Source organism: Hydrogenophaga sp. PAMC20947, assembly GCF_004795855.1.
Taxonomy (GTDB): domain Bacteria; phylum Pseudomonadota; class Gammaproteobacteria; order Burkholderiales; family Burkholderiaceae_C; genus Hydrogenophaga.
In genome coordinates this window covers 3,009,462-3,029,264 of record NZ_CP039252.1, presented here as the reverse complement: position 1 = coordinate 3,029,264, position 19,803 = coordinate 3,009,462, and the positions used below count along the sequence as shown (strand labels likewise).

Annotated in this window: 18 protein-coding genes; 4 read left to right on the top strand and 14 right to left on the bottom strand. The window is 64.3% G+C overall.

Annotated features, from left to right (window positions below; genetic code table 11):
* Positions 1-4 precede the first annotated feature (4 nt).
* A complete protein-coding gene (locus E5678_RS13700) occupies positions 5-1,099 on the top strand; it encodes an ABC transporter ATP-binding protein (RefSeq protein WP_136179038.1) in 1,095 nt (364 codons plus the stop codon).
* A gap of 54 nt (positions 1,100-1,153) precedes the next feature.
* Here E5678_RS13700 and E5678_RS13695 read toward each other — a convergent pair whose 3' ends face one another.
* The 11 genes from E5678_RS13695 to E5678_RS13645 all read right to left on the bottom strand — a co-directional run bounded on the left by E5678_RS13695 (position 1,154) and on the right by E5678_RS13645 (position 14,121).
* Complete coding sequence (locus tag E5678_RS13695; protein WP_136179037.1) at positions 1,154-2,518, bottom strand: sensor histidine kinase; 1,365 nt, start codon at positions 2,516-2,518, stop codon at positions 1,154-1,156.
* On the bottom strand, positions 2,515-3,219 hold the full coding sequence (locus E5678_RS13690) for a response regulator transcription factor (RefSeq protein WP_136179036.1): 705 nt from the start codon (positions 3,217-3,219) through the stop codon (positions 2,515-2,517). Before E5678_RS13690 ends, E5678_RS13695 begins: the two co-directional genes overlap by 4 nt.
* A gap of 45 nt (positions 3,220-3,264) precedes the next feature.
* Positions 3,265-4,173, bottom strand: coding sequence for a mechanosensitive ion channel family protein (locus tag E5678_RS13685; protein ID WP_247596777.1), 909 nt, complete (start codon positions 4,171-4,173; stop codon positions 3,265-3,267).
* A 93-nt stretch (positions 4,174-4,266) separates the two neighbouring features.
* Positions 4,267-5,643, bottom strand: coding sequence for an alpha,alpha-trehalose-phosphate synthase (UDP-forming) (gene otsA / locus E5678_RS13680; RefSeq protein WP_136179035.1), 1,377 nt, complete (start codon positions 5,641-5,643; stop codon positions 4,267-4,269).
* A gap of 30 nt (positions 5,644-5,673) precedes the next feature.
* Positions 5,674-7,521, bottom strand: coding sequence for a glycoside hydrolase family 15 protein (locus E5678_RS13675; RefSeq protein WP_136179034.1), 1,848 nt, complete (start codon positions 7,519-7,521; stop codon positions 5,674-5,676).
* Positions 7,518-8,261, bottom strand: coding sequence for a trehalose-phosphatase (otsB, locus tag E5678_RS13670; RefSeq protein ID WP_247596776.1), 744 nt, complete (start codon positions 8,259-8,261; stop codon positions 7,518-7,520). Before otsB ends, E5678_RS13675 begins: the two co-directional genes overlap by 4 nt.
* A gap of 72 nt (positions 8,262-8,333) precedes the next feature.
* Positions 8,334-9,602 (bottom strand): multifunctional CCA addition/repair protein, encoded by a 1,269-nt coding sequence (locus E5678_RS13665; protein ID WP_136179033.1) that lies wholly within the window; start codon positions 9,600-9,602, stop codon positions 8,334-8,336.
* Between the two features lie 34 nt (positions 9,603-9,636).
* Positions 9,637-10,344 (bottom strand): glutathione S-transferase family protein, encoded by a 708-nt coding sequence (locus tag E5678_RS13660; RefSeq protein ID WP_136179032.1) that lies wholly within the window; start codon positions 10,342-10,344, stop codon positions 9,637-9,639.
* Between the two features lie 161 nt (positions 10,345-10,505).
* Complete coding sequence (locus E5678_RS13655) at positions 10,506-10,874, bottom strand: metal-sensing transcriptional repressor (protein ID WP_136179031.1); 369 nt, start codon at positions 10,872-10,874, stop codon at positions 10,506-10,508.
* A 299-nt stretch (positions 10,875-11,173) separates the two neighbouring features.
* Positions 11,174-12,154 (bottom strand): complex I NDUFA9 subunit family protein, encoded by a 981-nt coding sequence (locus E5678_RS13650; protein WP_136179030.1) that lies wholly within the window; start codon positions 12,152-12,154, stop codon positions 11,174-11,176.
* Entirely contained in the window at positions 12,151-14,121 is a 1,971-nt protein-coding gene (locus E5678_RS13645) for a lytic transglycosylase domain-containing protein (RefSeq protein WP_247596775.1), read from the bottom strand. Before E5678_RS13645 ends, E5678_RS13650 begins: the two co-directional genes overlap by 4 nt.
* A 39-nt stretch (positions 14,122-14,160) precedes the next feature.
* Between E5678_RS13645 and E5678_RS13640 the strand changes: the two genes are divergently transcribed.
* On the top strand, positions 14,161-14,799 hold the full coding sequence (locus tag E5678_RS13640) for a 5-formyltetrahydrofolate cyclo-ligase (RefSeq protein ID WP_136179028.1): 639 nt from the start codon (positions 14,161-14,163) through the stop codon (positions 14,797-14,799).
* Between the two features lie 475 nt (positions 14,800-15,274).
* Here the strand turns inward: E5678_RS13640 and E5678_RS13630 are convergent, their stop codons facing one another.
* The 3 genes from E5678_RS13630 to E5678_RS13620 all read right to left on the bottom strand — a co-directional run bounded on the left by E5678_RS13630 (position 15,275) and on the right by E5678_RS13620 (position 17,925).
* Positions 15,275-16,192 carry a DMT family transporter gene (locus tag E5678_RS13630; protein WP_247596774.1) on the bottom strand — a complete coding sequence of 306 codons (918 nt, stop codon included), beginning with the start codon at positions 16,190-16,192 and terminating at the stop codon, positions 15,275-15,277.
* 84 nt (positions 16,193-16,276) lie between these two features.
* On the bottom strand, positions 16,277-17,305 hold the full coding sequence (locus E5678_RS13625; RefSeq protein WP_136179027.1) for a LysR substrate-binding domain-containing protein: 1,029 nt from the start codon (positions 17,303-17,305) through the stop codon (positions 16,277-16,279).
* 251 nt (positions 17,306-17,556) lie between these two features.
* Positions 17,557-17,925, bottom strand: coding sequence for a TfoX/Sxy family protein (locus tag E5678_RS13620; RefSeq protein ID WP_136179026.1), 369 nt, complete (start codon positions 17,923-17,925; stop codon positions 17,557-17,559).
* Between the two features lie 95 nt (positions 17,926-18,020).
* Here E5678_RS13620 and E5678_RS13615 point away from each other — a divergent pair, with 95 nt between their 5' ends.
* Both E5678_RS13615 and E5678_RS13610 read left to right on the top strand, forming a co-directional pair.
* On the top strand, positions 18,021-18,638 hold the full coding sequence (locus E5678_RS13615) for a TetR/AcrR family transcriptional regulator (RefSeq protein ID WP_136179025.1): 618 nt from the start codon (positions 18,021-18,023) through the stop codon (positions 18,636-18,638).
* 108 nt (positions 18,639-18,746) lie between these two features.
* Positions 18,747-19,727, top strand: coding sequence for an MBL fold metallo-hydrolase (locus E5678_RS13610; RefSeq protein WP_136179024.1), 981 nt, complete (start codon positions 18,747-18,749; stop codon positions 19,725-19,727).
* Positions 19,728-19,803: the final 76 nt, after the last annotated feature.

Here is a 19,803-nt window from a genome sequence, read left to right as displayed (position 1 = left end):
CAACATGGCATCTTCTCTGCACATCGCAGGCATCCGCAAGGTATTCGGCAAAGGCGACAAGGCGGTCGAGGTACTCAAACGCATCGACATCGATGTGGCCCCGGGCGAATTCCTGATTCTGGTCGGCCCATCGGGTTGTGGCAAATCCACCTTGCTCAACATCATTGCGGGGCTGGAAGAGCCCTCAGAGGGCGAGTTGCTGATCGCGGGGAAAAATGTGATCGGCATGCCGCCGGCACAGCGCGACATTGCCATGGTCTTTCAGAGCTACGCGCTCTACCCGACCATGACGGTGGCCGACAACATCGGCTTTGCGCTGGAGATGCGCAAGGTGCCGGTCGAGGAGCGCAAGAAGCGCATCCAGGACGTGGCGGTCATGCTGCAGATCGAACACCTGCTCGACCGCCGTCCTGCCCAACTCTCCGGTGGTCAGCGCCAGCGGGTGGCCATGGGCCGGGCGCTGGCGCGCGACCCCCAGTTGTTCCTGTTCGACGAGCCGTTGTCCAATCTGGACGCCAAGCTGCGCGTGGAAATGCGGGCGGAAATCAAGCGCTTGCACCTGCTCAGTGGCATCACCACGGTGTACGTGACCCACGACCAGATTGAAGCCATGACGCTGGGCAGCCGCATCGCGGTCATGAAAGGCGGCGTTCTCCAGCAGATTGGAGCGCCCGACGAGATTTACCGCCGCCCCGTGAACATGTATGTGGCCGGCTTCATCGGTTCGCCCACCATGAACTTCATCGAAGGACGGGTGGAAAAAGCCGGCGATCACGGGCGCTTCGTCTTTGACGGCGGCGCGCTGGACATCCCTTGCCCCGATGTGCCCGAGGGGGTGCTGGGCCAGCGACCCGAGCACATTCATCTGGCCGACGACGCGCCCTGGAAAGGCGAAGTCGTGCTGGTGGAGCCCACCGGCGCCGACACCTATGTGGTCGTCAAGACCTCGGTGGGATTGATCACGGTGCGTGCGCCCGCCAACACCAAAATCAACATCGGTGAACAGACGTCGATGACCGTCAGCGGCCGCCACAACAACTGGTTCGACAAGAAGACCGAGGCGCGCATGGCTTCCATGGACGCCCACCACGAGCCTTGAATGGGTGGTCGTTCGGCAGACCCATGGTTTCTCAAACGCGATGACTTCGCCGCGCTAAGGCAAGCGCAATGCCACCCGCAATCCGTGTGGCGCGATGGCGGTCACGGTGGCTTCGCCGCCGTGCCGGTGTGCTATCTCGCGCACGATGGCCAGGCCCAGGCCGCAGCCACCGGGCAGCTGGCTGCCACGCCAGAAGCGCTGGAACACGTGCGCCAGATCGTCTTGGGACAGACCGGGCCCATTGTCTTCAACGGCCAGGCTGGCCCCTGAGGGTGTCGCGTCGACCCGCAAGGTGATCGTGCTGCCGGTGGGGGTGTAACGCAACGCGTTGTCGATCAGGTTGGCCATCGCCTCACGCAATTGCAGGGGGTCACCCTCCATGGGCAGGTGATCGACCCCTTCGTAGCCCAGGTCCATGCCTGCGGCCAGAGCCCGGGGTGTCCAGTCGCGGGCCACGTCCCTGGCCAGTGCCGCCAGATCGGTGGGTGCGCGGCGCACATGGGTCTCGGCGCGGGCCAGTGTGAGCAGCTGGTGAACCAGGTGCGCACTGCGTTGGGCGCCGGTATGCACCTTGACCAGCCGCTCTGCCAGCGCAGGATCGCTCGTTTCGTGTTGCGCCAGCTCGACCTGGCTGATCAGACCGGCCAAGGGCGTGCGCAGTTGGTGTGCTGCATCGTCGAGGAAGCGTTTTTCCTGGTGGACACTGCGCTCGACTTCGCCCAGCAAACCATTGATGGCCTGAACCAGCGCGTGCACCTCGCTGGGGGCCTGGGTCATGCCAATGGGCGACAGGGCGTTGACCGAACGGTTTTCCAGTTGGGCGGTGAGGCGCGTCAAAGGGGCCAGGCCCCGGCGAATACCGCCATACACCAGCAGGCTCAGCAAGACGCCGGCAGCCAGCAACGGCGCCAGCATGTCGGCCACCAGCTCGCGCGCAATGCGCCGCTGAACCACCAGGCTCTTGCCGACCTGCACCCGCAGGGTCTGCGGCGCATTGTCCTCGCCATAGTTGACGTCCATGGCCGCCACGCGCAAGGCCTTGCCCTCGAGTTCGGTGCGGTACAGAAAAGGACCCTCGATGCCCACAGGCACCGATGCGGGCTGGGGCAGGCTCTGGTTGCCCAGCAGAAATTTGCCTGGCGGCGAAGACACGGTATAGCTCACACGGTCTTTGGGGTCTTGCTCGAGCACATCTTGCGCTGCGCGCGGGAAATCGATCAGCAGACCCGAACCGATGGGTTTGACCTGACGGGCCAGTGCGCGCACCGATTGCGTCAGCGACTGGTCAATGCCTTTTTCAGCGTACGACAGGGCGATGCGGTAGGCCAGCGCCCCGCCGCCCGCCCACAGCACGAGCTGGGGCAGCAGCAGCCACAGCAGAAGCTGGCGGCGCAGTGACTGGCCAGAGGCGGTGTTCATGGGTGGGCGTTGTCTTCCAGCATGTAGCCCAGGCCCCGGATGTTGCGGATGTTGAGGGTTGAGCCGGCCAGCTTGCGCCTGAGTCGGTGGACATACACCTCCAGCGCGTTGGACGCCACCGAGCCGCTCTCGCCAGCCTCGGACTGCCAGGCGGTCAACACGTCTTCTCGGCTGACCACCTGGCCCGAGCAGCGCACCAGCAGCGCCAGCAGTTCCCATTCGCGCTGGGTCAGTTCGATGGGCTCCTCGCCCAGCCAGGCCCGAGGCACGGCGGGGTCTATGCGCAACGATCCCGACGCCGTCTGGCTGGCCGGGCTGCTGCCGCCAAATGCCGGCAGGCTGGCGCGCCGCAGCATGGCTTGCAGACGTGCCAGCAACTCATCCCGGTTGAAGGGTTTGGTGAGGTAGTCATCGGCGCCGGCGTTGAGCCCTGCGACCCGGTCCTCGATGCCATCGCGTGCGGTGAGGATGAGCACCGGCAGCGCAGGCAAGGTGCGGCGCAGCTGCTGCAGCACCGCCAGCCCGTCGACCTTGGGCAAGCCCAGATCCAGGACCATGCCGTCATATGCCCGGCGGCGAAGCTGATCCAGGGCGGCCTCGCCATCGTTGGCGGTTTCAATCACATGGCCCGCCTGGGCGAGCTGCGCGCTCAAGGCGTCGCGCAGCAGTTCGTCGTCTTCAACAATCAGTAGGTGGGCCATGGCGCAAATTATCCGGCTTTTGGCGGCGGCGCCCTGGCCCAGGTCTCAGGGAGCGCTCAGTTGCTGCACCGGGAAGGGCGGTGCCTTGCCCTCGCGGTCCTGGCCTGCATAGACGGTCATGTGCGGGAAGGGTATTTCGATCGCGTGTTCGTCGAAGGCCGCTTTCAGGCGGCGCAGGTATTCGCGTTTCACGCCCCACTGCTCTCCGGCCTTGCAACGCATGCGGCACCGAATGATGACCGCCGAGTCGTCCCAGCGGTCGACGCCGGCAATATCGAGATCGTCGAGGGTGCGCTCGGCATAGTGTTCGTCGGCCCGCAACTGCGATGCCACCTTGCGCATGAGGGCCATCACTTCGTCGATGTCTTCCCGGTAGGCCACGCCGATTTCGAACACCGCGTTGCCAAATCCACGCGTCATGTTGATCACGGTGGTGATCTGGCCGTTGGGCACGTAGTGCACCGCTCCGTCGTAGTCGCGCAGCTGCACGAATCGCAAAGTGATCTGCTCAACCACGCCAGAGTGACCGTCGACCTCCACCACATCGCCCTGGCGGATCTGGTTTTCCAGCAGCAGGAAGAAGCCGGTGACGAAATCCTTGACCAGGCTTTGCGCACCAAAACCCACCGCCAGACCCACCACACCGGCGGCGCCCAGAATCGGTGCCACAGAGACACCCAGCTCGGTGAGCACCAGCATGACGGTGATCAGGCTGACGACGACCGACGTCAGGTACCGGCCGACCCAGGCCAGGGTTTCGGTCCGCTTGGTGAACTCGGGGTCGTTCATGCGGGCAGACACCCGCTCGCGCACGCCCCGAATCAGCCGGCCCAGGACCATGATCGCGATCCAGGCGACAACGAGGATGGCGGCGATGCGCAAACCCGTGCGGGCGAGTACGTCGAATTCGCCTATCCATTGGGTGATGGCGTCGGTCACGTCTTGCTTGTTCAAAAAAATGACTCCTTCGTTCTATAAATCTGTGTGCCCGGCAGGCATGGGTGTTTTCGCCCGAGGTGGGGCATGAAACACCAGCAGGGGGGATTGTCAGCGACCTGAGTTCAGGTCGCTCAGAAAGGTCTTGCTCCACCAGTGGACATCGTGTTCTCGCAAACGTTCCATCAAGGCCGTGTGGCGCTCAATGCGTTCTTCCAGGGACATGTGCAAGGCGCGTTGAATCATCTCGGCGGTCTTGGAGACGTCATAGGGATTGACCAGCAATGCCTCCTGGAGCTGCTCGGCGGCTCCAGCAAAGCGAGACAGCACCAGGACCCCCGGATCTTCCGGGTTCTGGGCCACCACATATTCCTTGGCCACCAGGTTCATGCCATCGCGCAGTGGAGTGACCAGGCCGACAGAACCCGCGCGGTAAAGGCCTGGCAGCCGTTTTCGGGCCACTGAGCGGTGCACATAGCGCACAGGGTTCCACTCCAGATCGCCGAAATCCCCATTGATGGAGCCCGAAAGCGATTCCAGGCTGCGCCGCAAGTCCTCATAGGCGCCCACGGCTTCACGGCTGGGCGAGGCGATTTGCACCAGGGTGGTTTGGCCTCGGTTTTCCGGGTAGTTCTCCAGCAGGCGGCGGAACGCATAGAGGCGGTGGCGCAAACCCTTCGAATAGTCCAGACGCTCCACCCCCACCAACAGCCTCTGCCCGCTGTAGGTGCTCTTCAATTTTTTGTACATGTCCTGGGCGTCGCCGTTTTCCCCCAGGCTTTGAAACTCATCGACGTCGATGCCGATCGGGTAGGCCCGGGCATGCACTTGAGCGCCCACCGCATCCACCAGACCATCGTCGCCCAGTTGGGCGTGCAATTCCGATTCGGCGTAGTGCCGGAAGTGGGTGACATCGGTTTCACTCTGGAAACCCAATAGGTCGTAGGAGAACAGCGAGCGCATCAACCACTCGTGGTCTGGAATGGCCGCCAGCAGCTGCGGAGGGGGCACCGGGATGTGCAGGAAGAACCCGATCCGCTGGCGGCAGCCCATCGCACGCAACTCGGCGGCCAGGGGGATGAGGTGGTAGTCGTGCACCCAGATGATGTCGTCGGGTCTGAGCAGGCTGTGCAGCTTGTGGGCGAACAGCTTGTTGACCTGGCGGTAGCTGTTCAAGTCTGCGGCGCGGAAGTCGGCCAGTTCCAGTCGGTAATGGAAGACGGGCCACAGCACGCCGTTGCTGTAGTTCAGGTAGTAGGCGTCGTGGTCTTCGCGGCAGAGATCGACCGTGGCCATCTGCACCTTGCCGGCCTGGCTGGTGTGCAACTCGCCCTCGCCCGGTGTGCCATCTTCCCGGATCTTGCCGCTCCACCCGAACCACAAACCGCCGGACGATTCCAGCGCCTGGCCCACGGCAACCGCCAGGCCACCGCTTGAGGTTTTTCGAGGGTCTGCGACCCGGTTGGATACAACAACAAGTCGGCTCATGGGTGGGTGTCTCTTTCTAATGGGTGAGGTTCAGATCACGGTGTCCCAGGCGGCTGACAGCCTGACTGCGGCGTTGATGATGCCGACCATCGAATAGGTCTGCGGGTAGTTGCCCCACATCTCCCCTGTGGTGGCGTGGGTGTCCTCGGAGAGCATGCCCAGGTTGTTCCGCGCCTTGAGCATGGTCTCGAAAATGGCTCTGGCCTCTTCGATGCGACCGATGCGGGCCAGGGCGTCAATGCGCCAGAAGGTACAGATATTGAAGGCCACTTCGGGTTTGCCAAAGTCGTCGGCCGCCTCGTAGCGGCGCATATAGGGGCCATCGCACAGCGAGGCCTCCAGCGCTTCAACGGTGGAGATGAAGCGGGGATCCATCGGATCTATGAATCCCACCTCGGCCATCAGCAGCACGCTGGCGTCCAGCTCGCGCCCGCCAAAGCTTTCGGCAAATGCCTGGCGCTCTTCTGACCACGATTCACGAAGAATGCGTTCTTGCATGCCGCTGGCTTTGCCTTGCCAGTAGGTGGTGCGCTCGGCTTTGCCCAGGGTGCGGGCAATTTTGGCCAGGCGGTCGCAGGCGGCCCAGCACATCAGGGCGGATGAGGTGTGGATGCGCGAGCGGGTGCGCAACTCCCACATGCCGGCATCGGGTTGGTCGAAGACCGCAATGGCCTGTTCGCCCACCACTTCGAGTCGCTCGAACTCGGCAGCGCCAGCGGGGTGGATCAGGCGCTTGTCATGGAAGGCCTGGGCGGCCGCCAGCACGATGTTGCCGTAAACGTCGTGCTGAAAATGTTCGTGGGCCTGGTTCCCTACGCGGACCGGGCCCATGCCGCGGTAGCCCGCGAGGTTGGGCACCTGGCGTTCGGTCAGCTGCGTTTCCATGTCTACGCCAAACAGGGGCTGCACGTGCCCTCCCTTGCTGCTTTCGACCGCATTGCTAAGAAAGTCCAGGTAGTTTTCCATGGTCCCCACTTCGGCCAGTGAGTTCAATGCACGCACCACGAAGAATGCATCGCGCAGCCAGCAATAGCGGTAGTCCCAGTTGCGCTCGCTGTTCGGCGCTTCGGGGATGCTGGTGGTCATGGCGGCCACGATGGCGCCGGTGTCTTCGAAGACCGACAGCTTCAAGGTGATGGCCGCGCGGATCACGGCGTCTTGCCATTCCAGCGGCAAGGCCAGGCGCTGGGTCCACTGGCGCCAGTAGAGGCGGGTTTCCTGTTCGAACAGCCGCGCGGTTTCGTCTATGCCGCCTTGCAGGGTCTCGTCGGGGCCGAGCAAAAAATTGAGCGGCCGGGTCAGCAAGAACGGGTTGCCGTTTTGCACATGGGTGAGCGACGCATCGGTTTGCAGGCGCAGGATCATGCCGTTGCCCACGAAGCGGATGTGGTTGCTGCCCGAGGTGATCTCGGGGGCCATCTTGCCCCAGTCAAACCGGGGCTTGAGGTGGATGCGTATGCGCGGTGAGCCCTGCAGGGGCTGAACCCGGCGCACCAGCATGGTGGGTCTGAAAAAGCGGCCGCGCGACAAAAAACGCGGCGCGAAATCGGTGATCAGAATGCGCTGACCGTCGCGGTCCCAGAGTTCGGTTTTGAGAATGGCGGTGTTGGGCTCGTAGGTCTGGCTGCTGCCCGCGAGGTTTTCCATTTCGATGGCCCAGGAGCCGTCGCCGTTTTCCGAACCGAGCAGGGAGTGGAAAACCGGATCACCGTCAAACCGGGGCAGGCAACTCCACACGATACGCGCCGTCGGGTCGATCAGCGCGCTGATGGCGCAATTGCCGATCACACCGAGGTTGAGGGTGTTGGGCGCGGGCGGTGCGAACCCGTCGGTGTTCGATGCGTGATGGGCGTGGTGCTCAGGCTTTGGCGAGGTCATGGCGTGGTTTCCAGGTGGTCGGCGGTCGACTGCAGCCATAGGCGCAGGGCGGAAGGGGTCGGCATGCGGTGGCGTGCGGCGGTAGCACCTTCGCCGATTTTGATGGCGGTTCCTCCGAGGTTTTGCACCGCTTCGAACCCGGATTCGTCGGTCACGTCATCGCCGATAAATACGGGCGTTCTGCCCAGGAAGGGCGCTTCCTGCATGAAGGCCTTGATGGCCGGGCCTTTGCCAACATGGGCCGATTTGATCTCCAGTACCGCCTTGCCCTGGAGCAGCTGCAGTTCGTTGTCGTGCGCGGTCAGCTGGGTGAGCACCTGGATCACTTCACCGTGCAGTTCGGGGGCCTGGCGGTAATGCACGGCCACGCCCGAGCTCTTTTGCTCCACGAGCAGCCGGGGATGCCGCTGGACGAGGTTTTGAGCGGCGGCTCGGATGGTCTCCAGTGGCGGTGTCGGCTCCTGAAACGGATCGCCCGTTGCCCCTTGGCGAATGGCGCCATGTTCGTAGGCGCCCGCCAGTGTCAGAGGGTAGAGGAATGTCCGGATTTCATTCAGGCTGCGGCCGGTGATGATGGCGACCGCACCGTTCAGCTGGGCGTGCAGCCGTTGCAAGTTTTGCACCACGGACGGGTCGACCCGAACCGCGTCGGGTCGAGGCGCGATGTCGGCCAAGGTGCCATCAAAATCCAGAAACAGGGCCGATTGTCGATGGATGAGTTGTTCCAGTTGCGTATTCACTCGTTTACCCTAACAGAGTCGTTTGGCTTTATCGCACATGCGGCCCCGGTCGCTGTCAGCAGGGCTGCCGGTTCAGCAAGATGCCGATGCCTTCAAGGCGTTCACACGTGCGGTCTGAATCAACTGAGCAATTTGCGGGCCTGCTTTGCCGTTCTGGATGGCCTCTTGGGCGATGGCGGCTGTATCCACAGCCATCACCGTCTTCAGCGCAGCGCTGAGTCTGAGCGCCTGCGGGTAGAGGCTGTCTTCATGCCCCAGGCGTCCGCGGGCGTCGCATTCGCACGCTTGAAGAACCTCTTCAAAACGCTGTGGTCGGCGAATCGCGTCGCAGCGTTCCAGCAACCGCAGGCTGGCGGCTTCGTCCAGATCCCCACTTCGGTGCAGGTTGCCGTGCTCGCGCGCGACGACATCGGCCAGTTCCCTGCTGTCCCGCGGAATCCGCCAACGTTCGCAGACCCTTTTGAGCAAGCGAGCGCTGCGCTGTTCGTGACCGATGTGGCGTGGCAAAACATCCGCAGGCGTGGTGCCTTTGCCCAGGTCGTGGCAGAGGCAGGCAAACCGCACAGGCAGCGAGGCGCCAAGGCGGGCACTCATGTCCAGCACCATCATCAAATGCACCCCGGTGTCGATCTCGGGGTGGTATTCGGCCCGCTGGGGAACGCCCCAGAGCCTGTCCACCTCGGGCAGGATGCGCACCAGAGCGCCACACGCGCGCAGCACCTCAAACATGCGGCTGGGTCGCTGCTCCATCAGGCCGCGCGACAGCTCTTGCCAGACCCGTTCGGGCACGAGATGGTCTACCTCCCCCTCGGCAACCATGGTGCGCATCAAATCCATTGTTTCCGGTGCGACCGTGAAATCGGGGAAACGGGCCGCAAAGCGGGCCAGGCGCAGGATGCGCACCGGGTCTTCGGCGAAGGCCTCTGTCACGTGGCGCAGCACCCGGTCGCGCAGATCGCGGTAGCCGCCATGGGGGTCGATCAACGTGCCCTGGGCCGGCCGATCGGCCTGGTTGGCCGGCACCGCCATGGCGTTGATCGTGAGGTCACGGCGCGACAGGTCTTCCTCCAGTGTGACGCCGGGCTCGGCGTGGCAGGTAAAGCCGTGGTAGCCGGGCCCAGTCTTGCGCTCGGTTCTCGCCAATGCGTACTCCTCCCGGCTCTGCGGGTGGAGAAACACGGGAAAATCCCGCCCGACCGGCAGGTAGCCCTGGTCCAGCATGTTTTGCGGCGTGGCGCCCACCACGACCCAGTCGCGATCGACATGGGCTGCGCTGGGTGTGGCGGTTTGGCTGTGCATCAGGGCGTCGCGCACAGCACCGCCCACGAGGTAAGTTTCCATGAGCCGAGTGTAGGCCGAGGGGTTCGGCCTGGCTTCAGCGACCGAGCCGGTAAGGCTCTTCGAAATCGAGAAAATCGTGTTCCGCCAACGCGTCCTGTATCCAGGCTTGCACACCCGGCAGCGCTGCGACCCGGTCCACGTAGGCCGCCAGGTTGGCGGGGAGGGGCAGGGCGTAGGTCTTGAGCCGCATGCACACCGGCGCAAAGAAGGCGTCTGCGATGCTGAAATGGCCAAAAAGCAATGGTGCGCTGCCGTCGGGCATTTTGTCGGGTTGCGCTGCGAGCAGCTCACCCCACAAGCCGCACAGCCGAGCCATGTCGGCGCGCACACCCGGCTTGTCGCGCCAGATCAGGCGGCCGGTGTCAACCAAGGTGGCTTCGATGTTCATGGGGCAAGCCCCTCGAAGCCCTGTGAAACCGCTGTGCATCTCGGCGCACACGCTGCGGGCGCGGGCACGGGCCTGCGCGTCGGCGGGCCAAAGTGGGTGTTGAGGAAATCGCTCGGCGAGGTACTCGGCAATCGCCAGCGTGTCCCACACGGCGAACCCGTCATCGACCAACACCGGCACCTTGCCCACCGGGTTGACGCCACGCAGCGACTGCTTGAAGGTGGAGCCGGCTTCGAAAGAGTCGAAGCGGACCATGACTTCCTCGAACGGGATCCCGGCCTGCTTGAGCAAGACCCAGGGCCGCATGGACCAGGACGAGTAGTTTTTGTTGCCGATGTAGAGCTGCAGGGCCATGGAAATTCTCCTGAAAAGGTGTCACATCCTAAGGCGCCGGAGCCTGGCGATTGATGTCCAAATAGAGCGGTTTTGATGCCGCCGCCAACACAGTGGGCGATCAAGGGGGCGTTTGCCTCGATCTTGCGCAGAGGTCTTTGTGTTCCACGGTGCCGATGCGATCAGGCGTACTTCTCAAGAATACGGGTGGAGCGCTCGACTTCGCGCAGCGTCACATCTTCCGAGCCTGAAAACGAGACCGCCTCCATCACCGAGCAAGCCATCATGCGGTAAAAGGCCTTGTCCATGGCTTTGCGGGCGGCCGACATCTGCTGGGCAACGTCTTCGCAGGGACGCCCCGTCTCCACCATATCAATCAGGCCCCGCACCTGGCCCTCAATGCGCTTGAGTCGGTTGATCACGTCGCGCTGGTGCTCGGCCCGGTAAGTGGCCGCAGGCGAATCGGTGGCGACCGCCTTCGCAGGAGCCTTGCCTTTGGCTTTGACGGGGGCAGATTTTCGGGCGGGGGGTTTGGGCGACGGAGTTGCCATTGTTGCTTTCTGTGGGTGTGTTTCAGACGGTGAGTGTGCCAAAAAAATCGGTGACCGATGTTCGGCGTGGATCTGGTCTCCTTTTGACGTTCACTGGTTGTCACCTCCATCGCCGCAATCACCGACAATGAAACCGGCTTGTCTGCGTGCATGGCCCGTGTCCGTGTCGCGGCCTATGCTGCTGGCCATCACAGAGGCGGCCAGCATGCGTCAGAAGGCTTTGGGGGTGCCAGAGAGCGTGCGGGCCGAGGAGCCCCATCGTGGGCCTCTCAAGGAAGGCTCGCCTCGGGGGTGGCGGCTCAGTTCCTGCGGCCTTTTTCTTTTCTGTGGCGGCTGCTCAAGTGCCCCCGGATGGCGAGCAGGCGACTGCGCGCGGGTGGCCCGCGCAGATAGGTCGGGGCCACGGCCGCGATCCCGCTGACGGAAATGCCCAGAGCACCGAGGTCGGGCCATTGGCCGGTGGTCACGTTGTCGACCGACATCGCATCCAGGTTGTCGCGGCTCATCAGCGGCTCGCCCGGCGCCAGCTCCATCAGCATCGCCTGGAGGCGTCCCAACGCCATGGGCAATGGAATGATGGGCCGTTGTCGGCTGCCGTAGCGCCCAGCCGCGCGAACCAGATCGGCCAGCGTCATGATATCGGGGCCAACAGCATCAAACGTTTTCCCCACGGTATCGCCGCGCAGGCACGCCACCGCGGCATCGGCCACATCTTCAACCCACACCGGCTGGAAGCGCGCGGATGCACCCGCCAGAGGCACCACAGGGAACACCGATTGCAACTGGGCAAACAGATTGAGAAAACGGTCGCCGGCGCCAAAGATCACGCTGGGTCGCAACACCGTGAGTTCCAGCCCGCTGTCGCGCAGAACTTGTTCCCCGCGCGCCTTGCTGCGCTGGTAACGGGAGGGGCTGTCGGTGGCGACGCCCAGGGCGCTGACGTGAACCAGCCGGGGCACGCCTGCATTCAAACAAGCGCGGGCCAGGCGGGCCGGGAGCTGCACATGGGTGCGTTCGAAGGCGGCTTCGCTGCCGTGCAGGATGGCCACCAGATTGATCACCGCCTGGTGACCCGGCAGCAAGCGAGCCAATGCCGCGTCGTCGTGCACCGAAGCCTCCACCACCGTGAGCCCGGGCAGGTGCTGGATGTGGCGCGCGCTCGTGGCCCGCCGCGTGGGCACGGTGATGCGCCAGCCCGCGCGTTGCAGCTTTTCACATACATGTTGACCGACAAAGCCGGTGCCGCCCAGGACGAGGACGCTCGGAGCAGGAGGTGTCATGGCAGATCCAGATTGGGCGCGACTTTGGCGGGCCTGGGCGTGACCACACCCAAACGGGCGCGCAGCGACTGGGGCAGGCCCGTGAGGATGGCCGCGTAGTTGGTGGTGTTGGCCAGCACCTGTTTTACATAGTCGCGGGTTTCGTCGAACGGGATGTTTTCAGCCCAGATCTCGCCGGCCAGACTGGGGCCTTCCCGCCAGTTTCGGGGGCGCCCGGGTCCGGCGTTGTAGGCGGCAGCGGCCATGGGCATGGAGCCCTCGAAATCGTCCAGGGCGAGTTTGAGGTAAGCCGTGCCGATCAGAATGTTGGTGTCGCGGTCGTTGAGTTGCTGGGGCTGGAAGTCGGTGAGGCCGATTTTTCGAGCCGTCCATCGCGCAGTGGCTGGCATGACCTGCATCAATCCGGAGGCACCCACACCCGAGCGCGCATCGGTCACGAAGCGGCTTTCCTGCCGGATCAACCCGTAGACATAGGCTGGATCCAGCCCGATCTCGCTGGCCCGTTTGGTCACGGCTTCGCGGTAAGGCATGGGGAAGCGTTGCACGTGGTCTTGTGCATCCGGGGTGCGGATGCTGGTGTTGATGCACCGGTCCCACAGGCTGTTCTGACAGGCGAGCTGCGCCGCTGCGAGCAGTTCGCGCTCGGGCAGACCGCCAGGGTTGTGCAGCGCAACGCTGTAATTCCACTCACGCACGGCCTCGCTGCGCAAGCCCAGGCGGAACGACGTCAGCGCGCGCTGAAGACCCGGGTTGGCTTCTGCCGCGCGTTGCTCGACCGCGCTCACGGGCGCGGGCATGGGCGGCACCATGATGGTTTGGCCCAGTTCTTCCAGCGCCAGTTGTTCGTAAAAGCCCCGCGGCGAAGCGATGGACTCGTACAGGATGCGTGCCTGGTTGTCTGCGTCCGGCAGCCTGAGCGCTTGCAGGGCACGGGCCGACCAGTACACCCAGGTGGGCTCGCTGCGCCGGGGCACGCTCATGGCTGCAATGGCGTCGCGCACGGCTGTCCAGTTGCTGGCGCGCAAGCCCGCCCGGGCTTTCCAGGCGAGCTGGTCGTCGCTCATGTAGCGGTCCTGGCCATTGGCAAACAGAGCCAGCGCTTCGTTTTGAAGGCTGCGGGCGGCCCGCATACCCACCGAGCCCCAGGCCCAGCTGAGTTCTTCTTCGTGCAGTTGGACCGCCCAGCGCTTGCGCTGCAGCGCCTGGATCGCGCCGGGCAAGTCTTGCCCGGCGAGCCGGATGATCGCAAGCGTGACCAGCTCTTTGGTGCGGGGGCGCAGCGCCGTGATTTTTTCGTCCAGATACCCGCCCGGGTCTTTGACAATCCCCTCGGCGATCGCGGCCCATTGGGGGTCCAGCAAGGCGACCGCCTGGACAGCCGCCTTGGGCTGGTTGGTCTCCATCGAGATGCGCGCGCGCATCCAGGCGGTTTCTGCCTTCATGTGACCGCTGGAGATAAAGGCTTTGGCTGCGGTCGAGCAGCCGTCATCGGCGTCGCGCTGCGCTTGCCAGAGCAGGGCGGTGGCGCGGGCTGCTTCGTCGGCTGGCTTGCGCCTGGCGGCGGCGTCCAGCATCAGGGCGTAGCACTGCACTTGCCGGTCATCGTTCATGCGGTAGCGCGGCAGTTCAGCCTCGAACTGGGGCCAATCCCGGTTTTTTCCCAGCAGCAAAAGCCAGTCGTTGCGCAGCCGGTCTTCCCAGTAGCTGCCGGCCATCGCGCCGAGCGCGTCGCGGATGGCGGGTGCAGTAGCGGTCTCAAGGCGGGGCTTCAGGTCCCAGAAGCGGGCCAGGGGTGCCAGGGGGTGGTTGGCGACACTCGGCAAGAGGCGGGTCAATGTGGCCGTGTCGTTGCGCCGGAATGCTTCGCGCATTTCCAGCACGGCAGCGTCTGAGCCGGCGCTGCTTTGCGCCCAGCTGGTGCCGTGCATCATCAAGCCGGCCATAATGGTCAGAAGACAACGTGTCACGTTGTTTGGATGGTTGTTTCCCTGTTGCATGCTTGGATTATGGACATCAAAGACTCTGCTGGCGCCGCTTCCCCTTCGAACCCTGACGCGGGTGGGTCCAAACCCGTCTGGCGCAAGCAGCTGATTGAAAAACGCAAAAATCTGGCCGATCGCAGTTTGCGCATTGATTTGTTGCAACGCGTGCTGCGCTTCTGGCTGATCGACCGGCCCGACGCAGTGATTGGCGCCTACTGGCCCATCAAAGGCGAGTTTGACCCTCTGCCTGCGCTGTTTCGCTGGCAAGAAGCCGGGCTGGAAGAAGATGCCAACAGCGCCCAGATCCACCGGCGCATCGGTTTGCCCGTGGTGAACAAAGTTGACAAGACCCTGACCTTCTACACCTGGTACCCCGGCTGCCCGATGGAGGAAGACGCTTACGGCATCCCCAAGCCCAAAGACACCGAGGTGGTTGTCCCGACCCTGATCTTTGTGCCCTGTGTGGGTTTTGGCCCGGGTGGTTACCGGCTGGGCTACGGCGGCGGCTTTTACGACCGCACGCTCGCCAGCTTGCAGCCCAAGCCTTTCACGGTGGGCCTGGGTTATGACTTCGGCTGGTTGCCTGAGATGGAGCCTGAGTCACACGACATTCCCCTGGATGCGATCCTGAGCGACACCGGGACGATGTGGCCCCTGAAGTAGGGCCCCCACGCTCCGCCGCTGCGCGGGTCGCTGCCCCCCGAGGGGGCTGGGCCTGCCTTGGGGCGGCCCGGCGGCTGGCCCGGTGACCCCCACGCTCCACCGCTGCGCGGGTCGCTGCCCCCCGAGGGGGCTGGGCCTGCCTTGGGGCGGCCCGGCGGCTGGCCCGGTGACCCCCACGCTCCACCGCTGCGCGGGTCGCTGCCCCCCGAGGGGGCTGGGCCTGCCTTGGGGCGGCCCGGCGGCTGGCCTGGTGACCCCCACGCTCCGCCGCTGCGCGGGTCGTTGCCCCCCCGAGGGGGCTGGGCCTGCCTTGGGGCGGCCCGGCGGCTGGGCCCGGTGACCCCCACGCTCCGCCACTGCGCGGGTCGCTGTCCTTCGAGGGGGCCGATTCGGCTTGGGGTGGCCCTGCGCCGGATCGCTTGCACCCCACGCTTCGCCGTTGTCCGGGCCGTTGTTCCCAGAGCGATCTGGATGCTCAGGGGTGTTCGGCGTTGGCGTGGATCTCGGTGATGCGTTTTTCGCGGCGCACGATGTAGACGCCGCTGGCGATGATGATGGCCGCACCCAGCCAGGTGTGTGATTCGGGCAGCGTTTGCCAGACCACCCAGTCCAGCCCCACACCCCAGGCCAGAGCGGTGTATTCGAACGGGGCCACCGCGGAAGCTTGGCCATGGCGAAAGGCCTCTGTGATGGCGAGCTGGCCACCGAAGCCGGTCAAGCCCAATGCCACCAGCAGTGGTGCGTCGCTCCAGGCGACCGGTATCCAGTGGGGCGCCGCCAGTGCACCTGCCCCCAAGGCCACGACCACCATCATCCAGAGAATCATGCTCTCCGTGCTGTCGGTTCGGCTGGAAAGCCGCCCCACGATCGCTGCCACGGAATAGCAGGCGGCTGCGCCGAGCACGGCCAGGCCACCGGCGGTGAACAGGCCATCTTGCAGGTCCTTGCCGCGCGGTTGCAAAGCGATCAGCACCCCGACAAAGCCCAGGCCAATGGCCCACCAGTGGGCGGCGGGCACGCGCTCCTTCAGCACGGGAACCGACAAGATGGTGATCAGCAGCGGGGCAATGAAAAACAGGGTGTAGGTGGCCGAGAGCGGCAGCTCCCGTACCCCGGTGGTGAACAGCGACAGCATCACAATGCCGAGCCCACCACGCAGCAGGTGCAGCGGCCAGCGGATGCGCCAGACCGTGTGCCAGGCGCGCCGCCAGCTGATGTACACCAGCACCAGAGGCAACCCGGTGAGTGCCCGCAGGGTGGCGATTTGCAGAACCGGGTACCTGGCAGACAGGGCCTTGAGCACCGCGTCCATCAGGGCAAAAAAGCCCACGGCCACCACCATCGCCACGATGCTGCGCAGGTTGCCCGTTGGGTGGGAGCGGTGAGGTGACATGGAGCGCTGGCGTGAAGGGTGGGGGGGTGCAGGGGAGGCGTTGAGTGTGCCCCAGCGGTCGCGGCGGGCAGGTGCCGCTGACGCTCAATCGATGTGGTCCACCGTATCGGGGTCGGGCACTTCCCCGATCGCTTCCCGGGTGACAGCCGCCTCCTGGAGCAGCCACTCGCAAAACGCTTTGACCTCCGGGCGTTCGGGCTGACGCGGTGTGCGCATCAGCCAGTAGGCAAGAGGTGAGTCGAGCCGGGTGTGTGGCAGGGGCTCTACCAAGTCACCGTTGGCCAGGCTCTGGGCCACCAGCGGCAGGCGGGCCAGCGCCACGCCTTGCCCGGTGAGGGCGGCCTGCACGATCTGGTGTGCGTAGTTGAAATACAGCCAGCGCTGGGGTGTGAACTTGGGCTTGTCAGCATTGCGCGCGCGGGCACCGGTGCTGGGTGCCGCTGTGGGCGCATAGGTGTCGAACCAGCGCTGCCAGGTCAGCCATTCGAGATGCCGTGTGCGGTGTGCATCGCCCGCTTCGATCAGGGTGCGCTGGGCCAAGTCTTCGATGTACCGCAGTGGGCGCTCTTTGAGCAGCCAGGGGCTGATCACGGGCGTGAGCTGTTCGCCAAACAGGCGAATGGCCCCGCTGGGCACAGACGAAGGCACGGCATAGCGCAACGCCAGGTCGACGTCGGCTGTGGCGAGGTCCACCGCGTTGTCCGAAGCGTCGATGCGGATATCGATGTCGGGGTGCTGGCGCTGGAAGGCTTCCATGCGCGGAATCAGCCACATCGAGGCGAAAGATGCCCAGGTGGTGATGGCCACGCTGCGCCGACCGGCACTCTGGCGAATCTGGCGCACCGACGCATCAATGCGCTCGAGGGCCGGCCCGCTGGCGCGCAGCAGGAGCGTGCCGGCGCTGGTGAGCTCGACGGCGCGGGTGTGGCGCAAAAAAAGCGAGGCACCCACTTCATCTTCCAGTGACTGGATTTGCCGGCTGACCGCGCTCTGTGTCAGCGAAAGCTCTTCTGCAGCCGCGCGGAAATTGAGGTGCCGGGCCACGGCATCAAAGGCCCGCAGATGCCCCGCTGAAATGGGGCGGGAACGGGGGTGTCTGCTGGTGAGTTCCATGACGAGGCTCAGAAGATTGATGCGGTATTCGAATGAATAGCTTAGCGCCCTTTTGTTGCGCTTGGTGGCGCCGTTGCATGGGGCTTCAGACCGCGGTTGTCCTGCAGACGCCGTTCATGACGGTGCGATCTCCGTGGGTGTCGTCCGCGTGGCGTTTCCGCCATGCCCCAGTCGAAGGCCGCAAGCGGGGAGGGGCGACCGAATGCGCGTGCCCTGGTGGGGGTGAGCAGGTGAACTCGCCTCGGTGGCCGTCAAGGCTTTTTCGGGCGTCTGGTCTTGGCGGGCGTGCGGGCTGCCACAGCGGCCGTGAGGGCCAGTTGGGCCCAAGGGCGCATCAACGCGGGCGATTCCAGCGTTTCTTCCGGGGGCGTGAAATAGTGCAACTGGGTCGATTTGCCTTTCGCCTCAAAGACAAAGGGTCGCCCGCCGGCCGCCAGCCACTGCGGCTCGGTTTCCGCGTTGGTTTTGAGAAACAGGGTGTCCCAGGCGATCAGGCCGATGTTCATGCCGTCCACCGAAATCCCCCATCCGCCGAACATGCGCTTGGCCACACAGGGCCCCACGCAAGACAGCATCTCGCAGGCGTGCAGCACAAAAGGGTCGGTGATGGGTTTGGGCATGGCGCAATCCTAGCTTCCCGCTGAAGCTTCGGCAACGTGATGCGACCCAGGCGGTGCCGGCCACACATGCCGCGCCGGGGTGGGACAATACCGCCATGGCCCGCCCACGTTCTGCCAACCACGATCTCAAGCGCGAGGCGATTGTCGATGTCGCCGCGCAGTGTTTTGCGCGCCAGAGTTTTCCGGCCGCCAGCATGAACGACATCGCCACCGCGTGTGGCACCAGCAAGGCGCGCCTGTACCACTACTACGAAAGCAAGGAAGCGATCCTGTTCGATCTGCTGGACCGGTATACCCAGGGGTTGCTGGCGCTCATCGGCGCTGCAGAAGCCCGGGCGCAGCGCAAGAGCCTCAGCGAGCGCGAGGCGCTGAACGAGCTCGTTCGGGCCTTTCTGGCCGAGTATGAGAATTCGGCGACCCGCCATGCGGCGCTGGTTTCCGACACCAAATTCCTGGGCGACACCCAGCGTGAACTCATTCTGGACCGCCAGCGCGATGTGGTGGCGGCCTTCACCCGTTTCCTCAAACGCGCCTATCCGGACCGCATCCACGCCGGCAATCAGACCGCCGTGACCATGATGCTGTTCGGCATGATCAACTGGACCTTCACCTGGCTGCGGCCGGGCGGCACCCTGAGCTATGTGGCTTTTGCCGACGAAGTGGTTCAGCTGCTGGAGCACGGCCTGACCGGTGGCCCGCCTTCCCCCCCTTGATTTCGGGACGCTTTCTTGAGGTTTATGATTTACGAATGCGTAATTGATTTCGTTTAGGTAAAATTCGAGGTCGCACACCGTGCGCACCCGACCCCACAGGAGACCCCCATGAGCAAAGCTTTCGCTTCCCAGGCCGATCTGGAAGACAAAAAGACCACGTTCGAGCAACTCAGCCCCCATTGCTGGGCCTACACCGCCGAAGGCGACCCGAATTCGGGCGTCATCATTGGTGAAAAGTACATCATGGTGAGCGATGCCACGGCCACGCCGGCCATGGCCCAGGACCTGATCGCCCAGATCCGCAAGATCAGTGACAAGCCGATCAAGTACGTGCTGCTCACCCATTACCACGCAGTGCGGGTGCTGGGTGCGAGCGCTTACCTGGCCGAAGGCGCGACCGAAGTGATTGCCAGCCGTGGCACCTATGAGCTCATCGTTGAGCGCGGCGCTCAAGACATGCAAAGCGAAATGGAGCGCTTCCCGCGCCTGTTCCGTGGCGCCGATTCCGTGCCAGGCCTCACTTGGCCCACCCTGGTGGTTGGCGATGGCAAGCCTGGTCAACAAGGCAGCCTGGAGATCGATCTGGGTGGTGTGAAGGTCCAGATCTGGCACCCCGGTGCAGGCCACACCCGCGGCGACACCATCGCCTGGGTGGCGTCAGAAAAGGTGTTGTTCTCCGGCGATCTGGTCGAGTACGAAGCCGGTGTGTACACCGGTGATGCCCAGCTCGAAGAATGGCCCACTACGTTGGAAGCGCTGCGCGCATTGAACGCCGAATACATCGTGCCCGGCCGGGGTGAAGCCATGAAGGGCAACGCCGACGTGAACAAAGCGCTCGACTACACCAAGCGCTGGGTCACCACACTGTTCCAGGCGGGAAAAGAAGCCGCCGCTGCCGATATGGACCTGAAGACAGCCATGGCCCATACCCGCAAGAGCATGGACCCGGTTTTTGGCCATGTGTTCATCTACGAACACTGCCTGCCGTTTGATGTGAGCCGCGCCTACGACGAAGCCAAGGGCATCAAGAATCCGCGCATCTGGACGGCTGAGCGTGACAAAGAGATGTGGGCTGCGCTGCAGGGTTGACGACAAGGGCGCCGGAATGGGCGCCCTTTTTTTGGGGTCAACTCATCGACAGAGCCTCAGACCCAGCCAGAAAAAC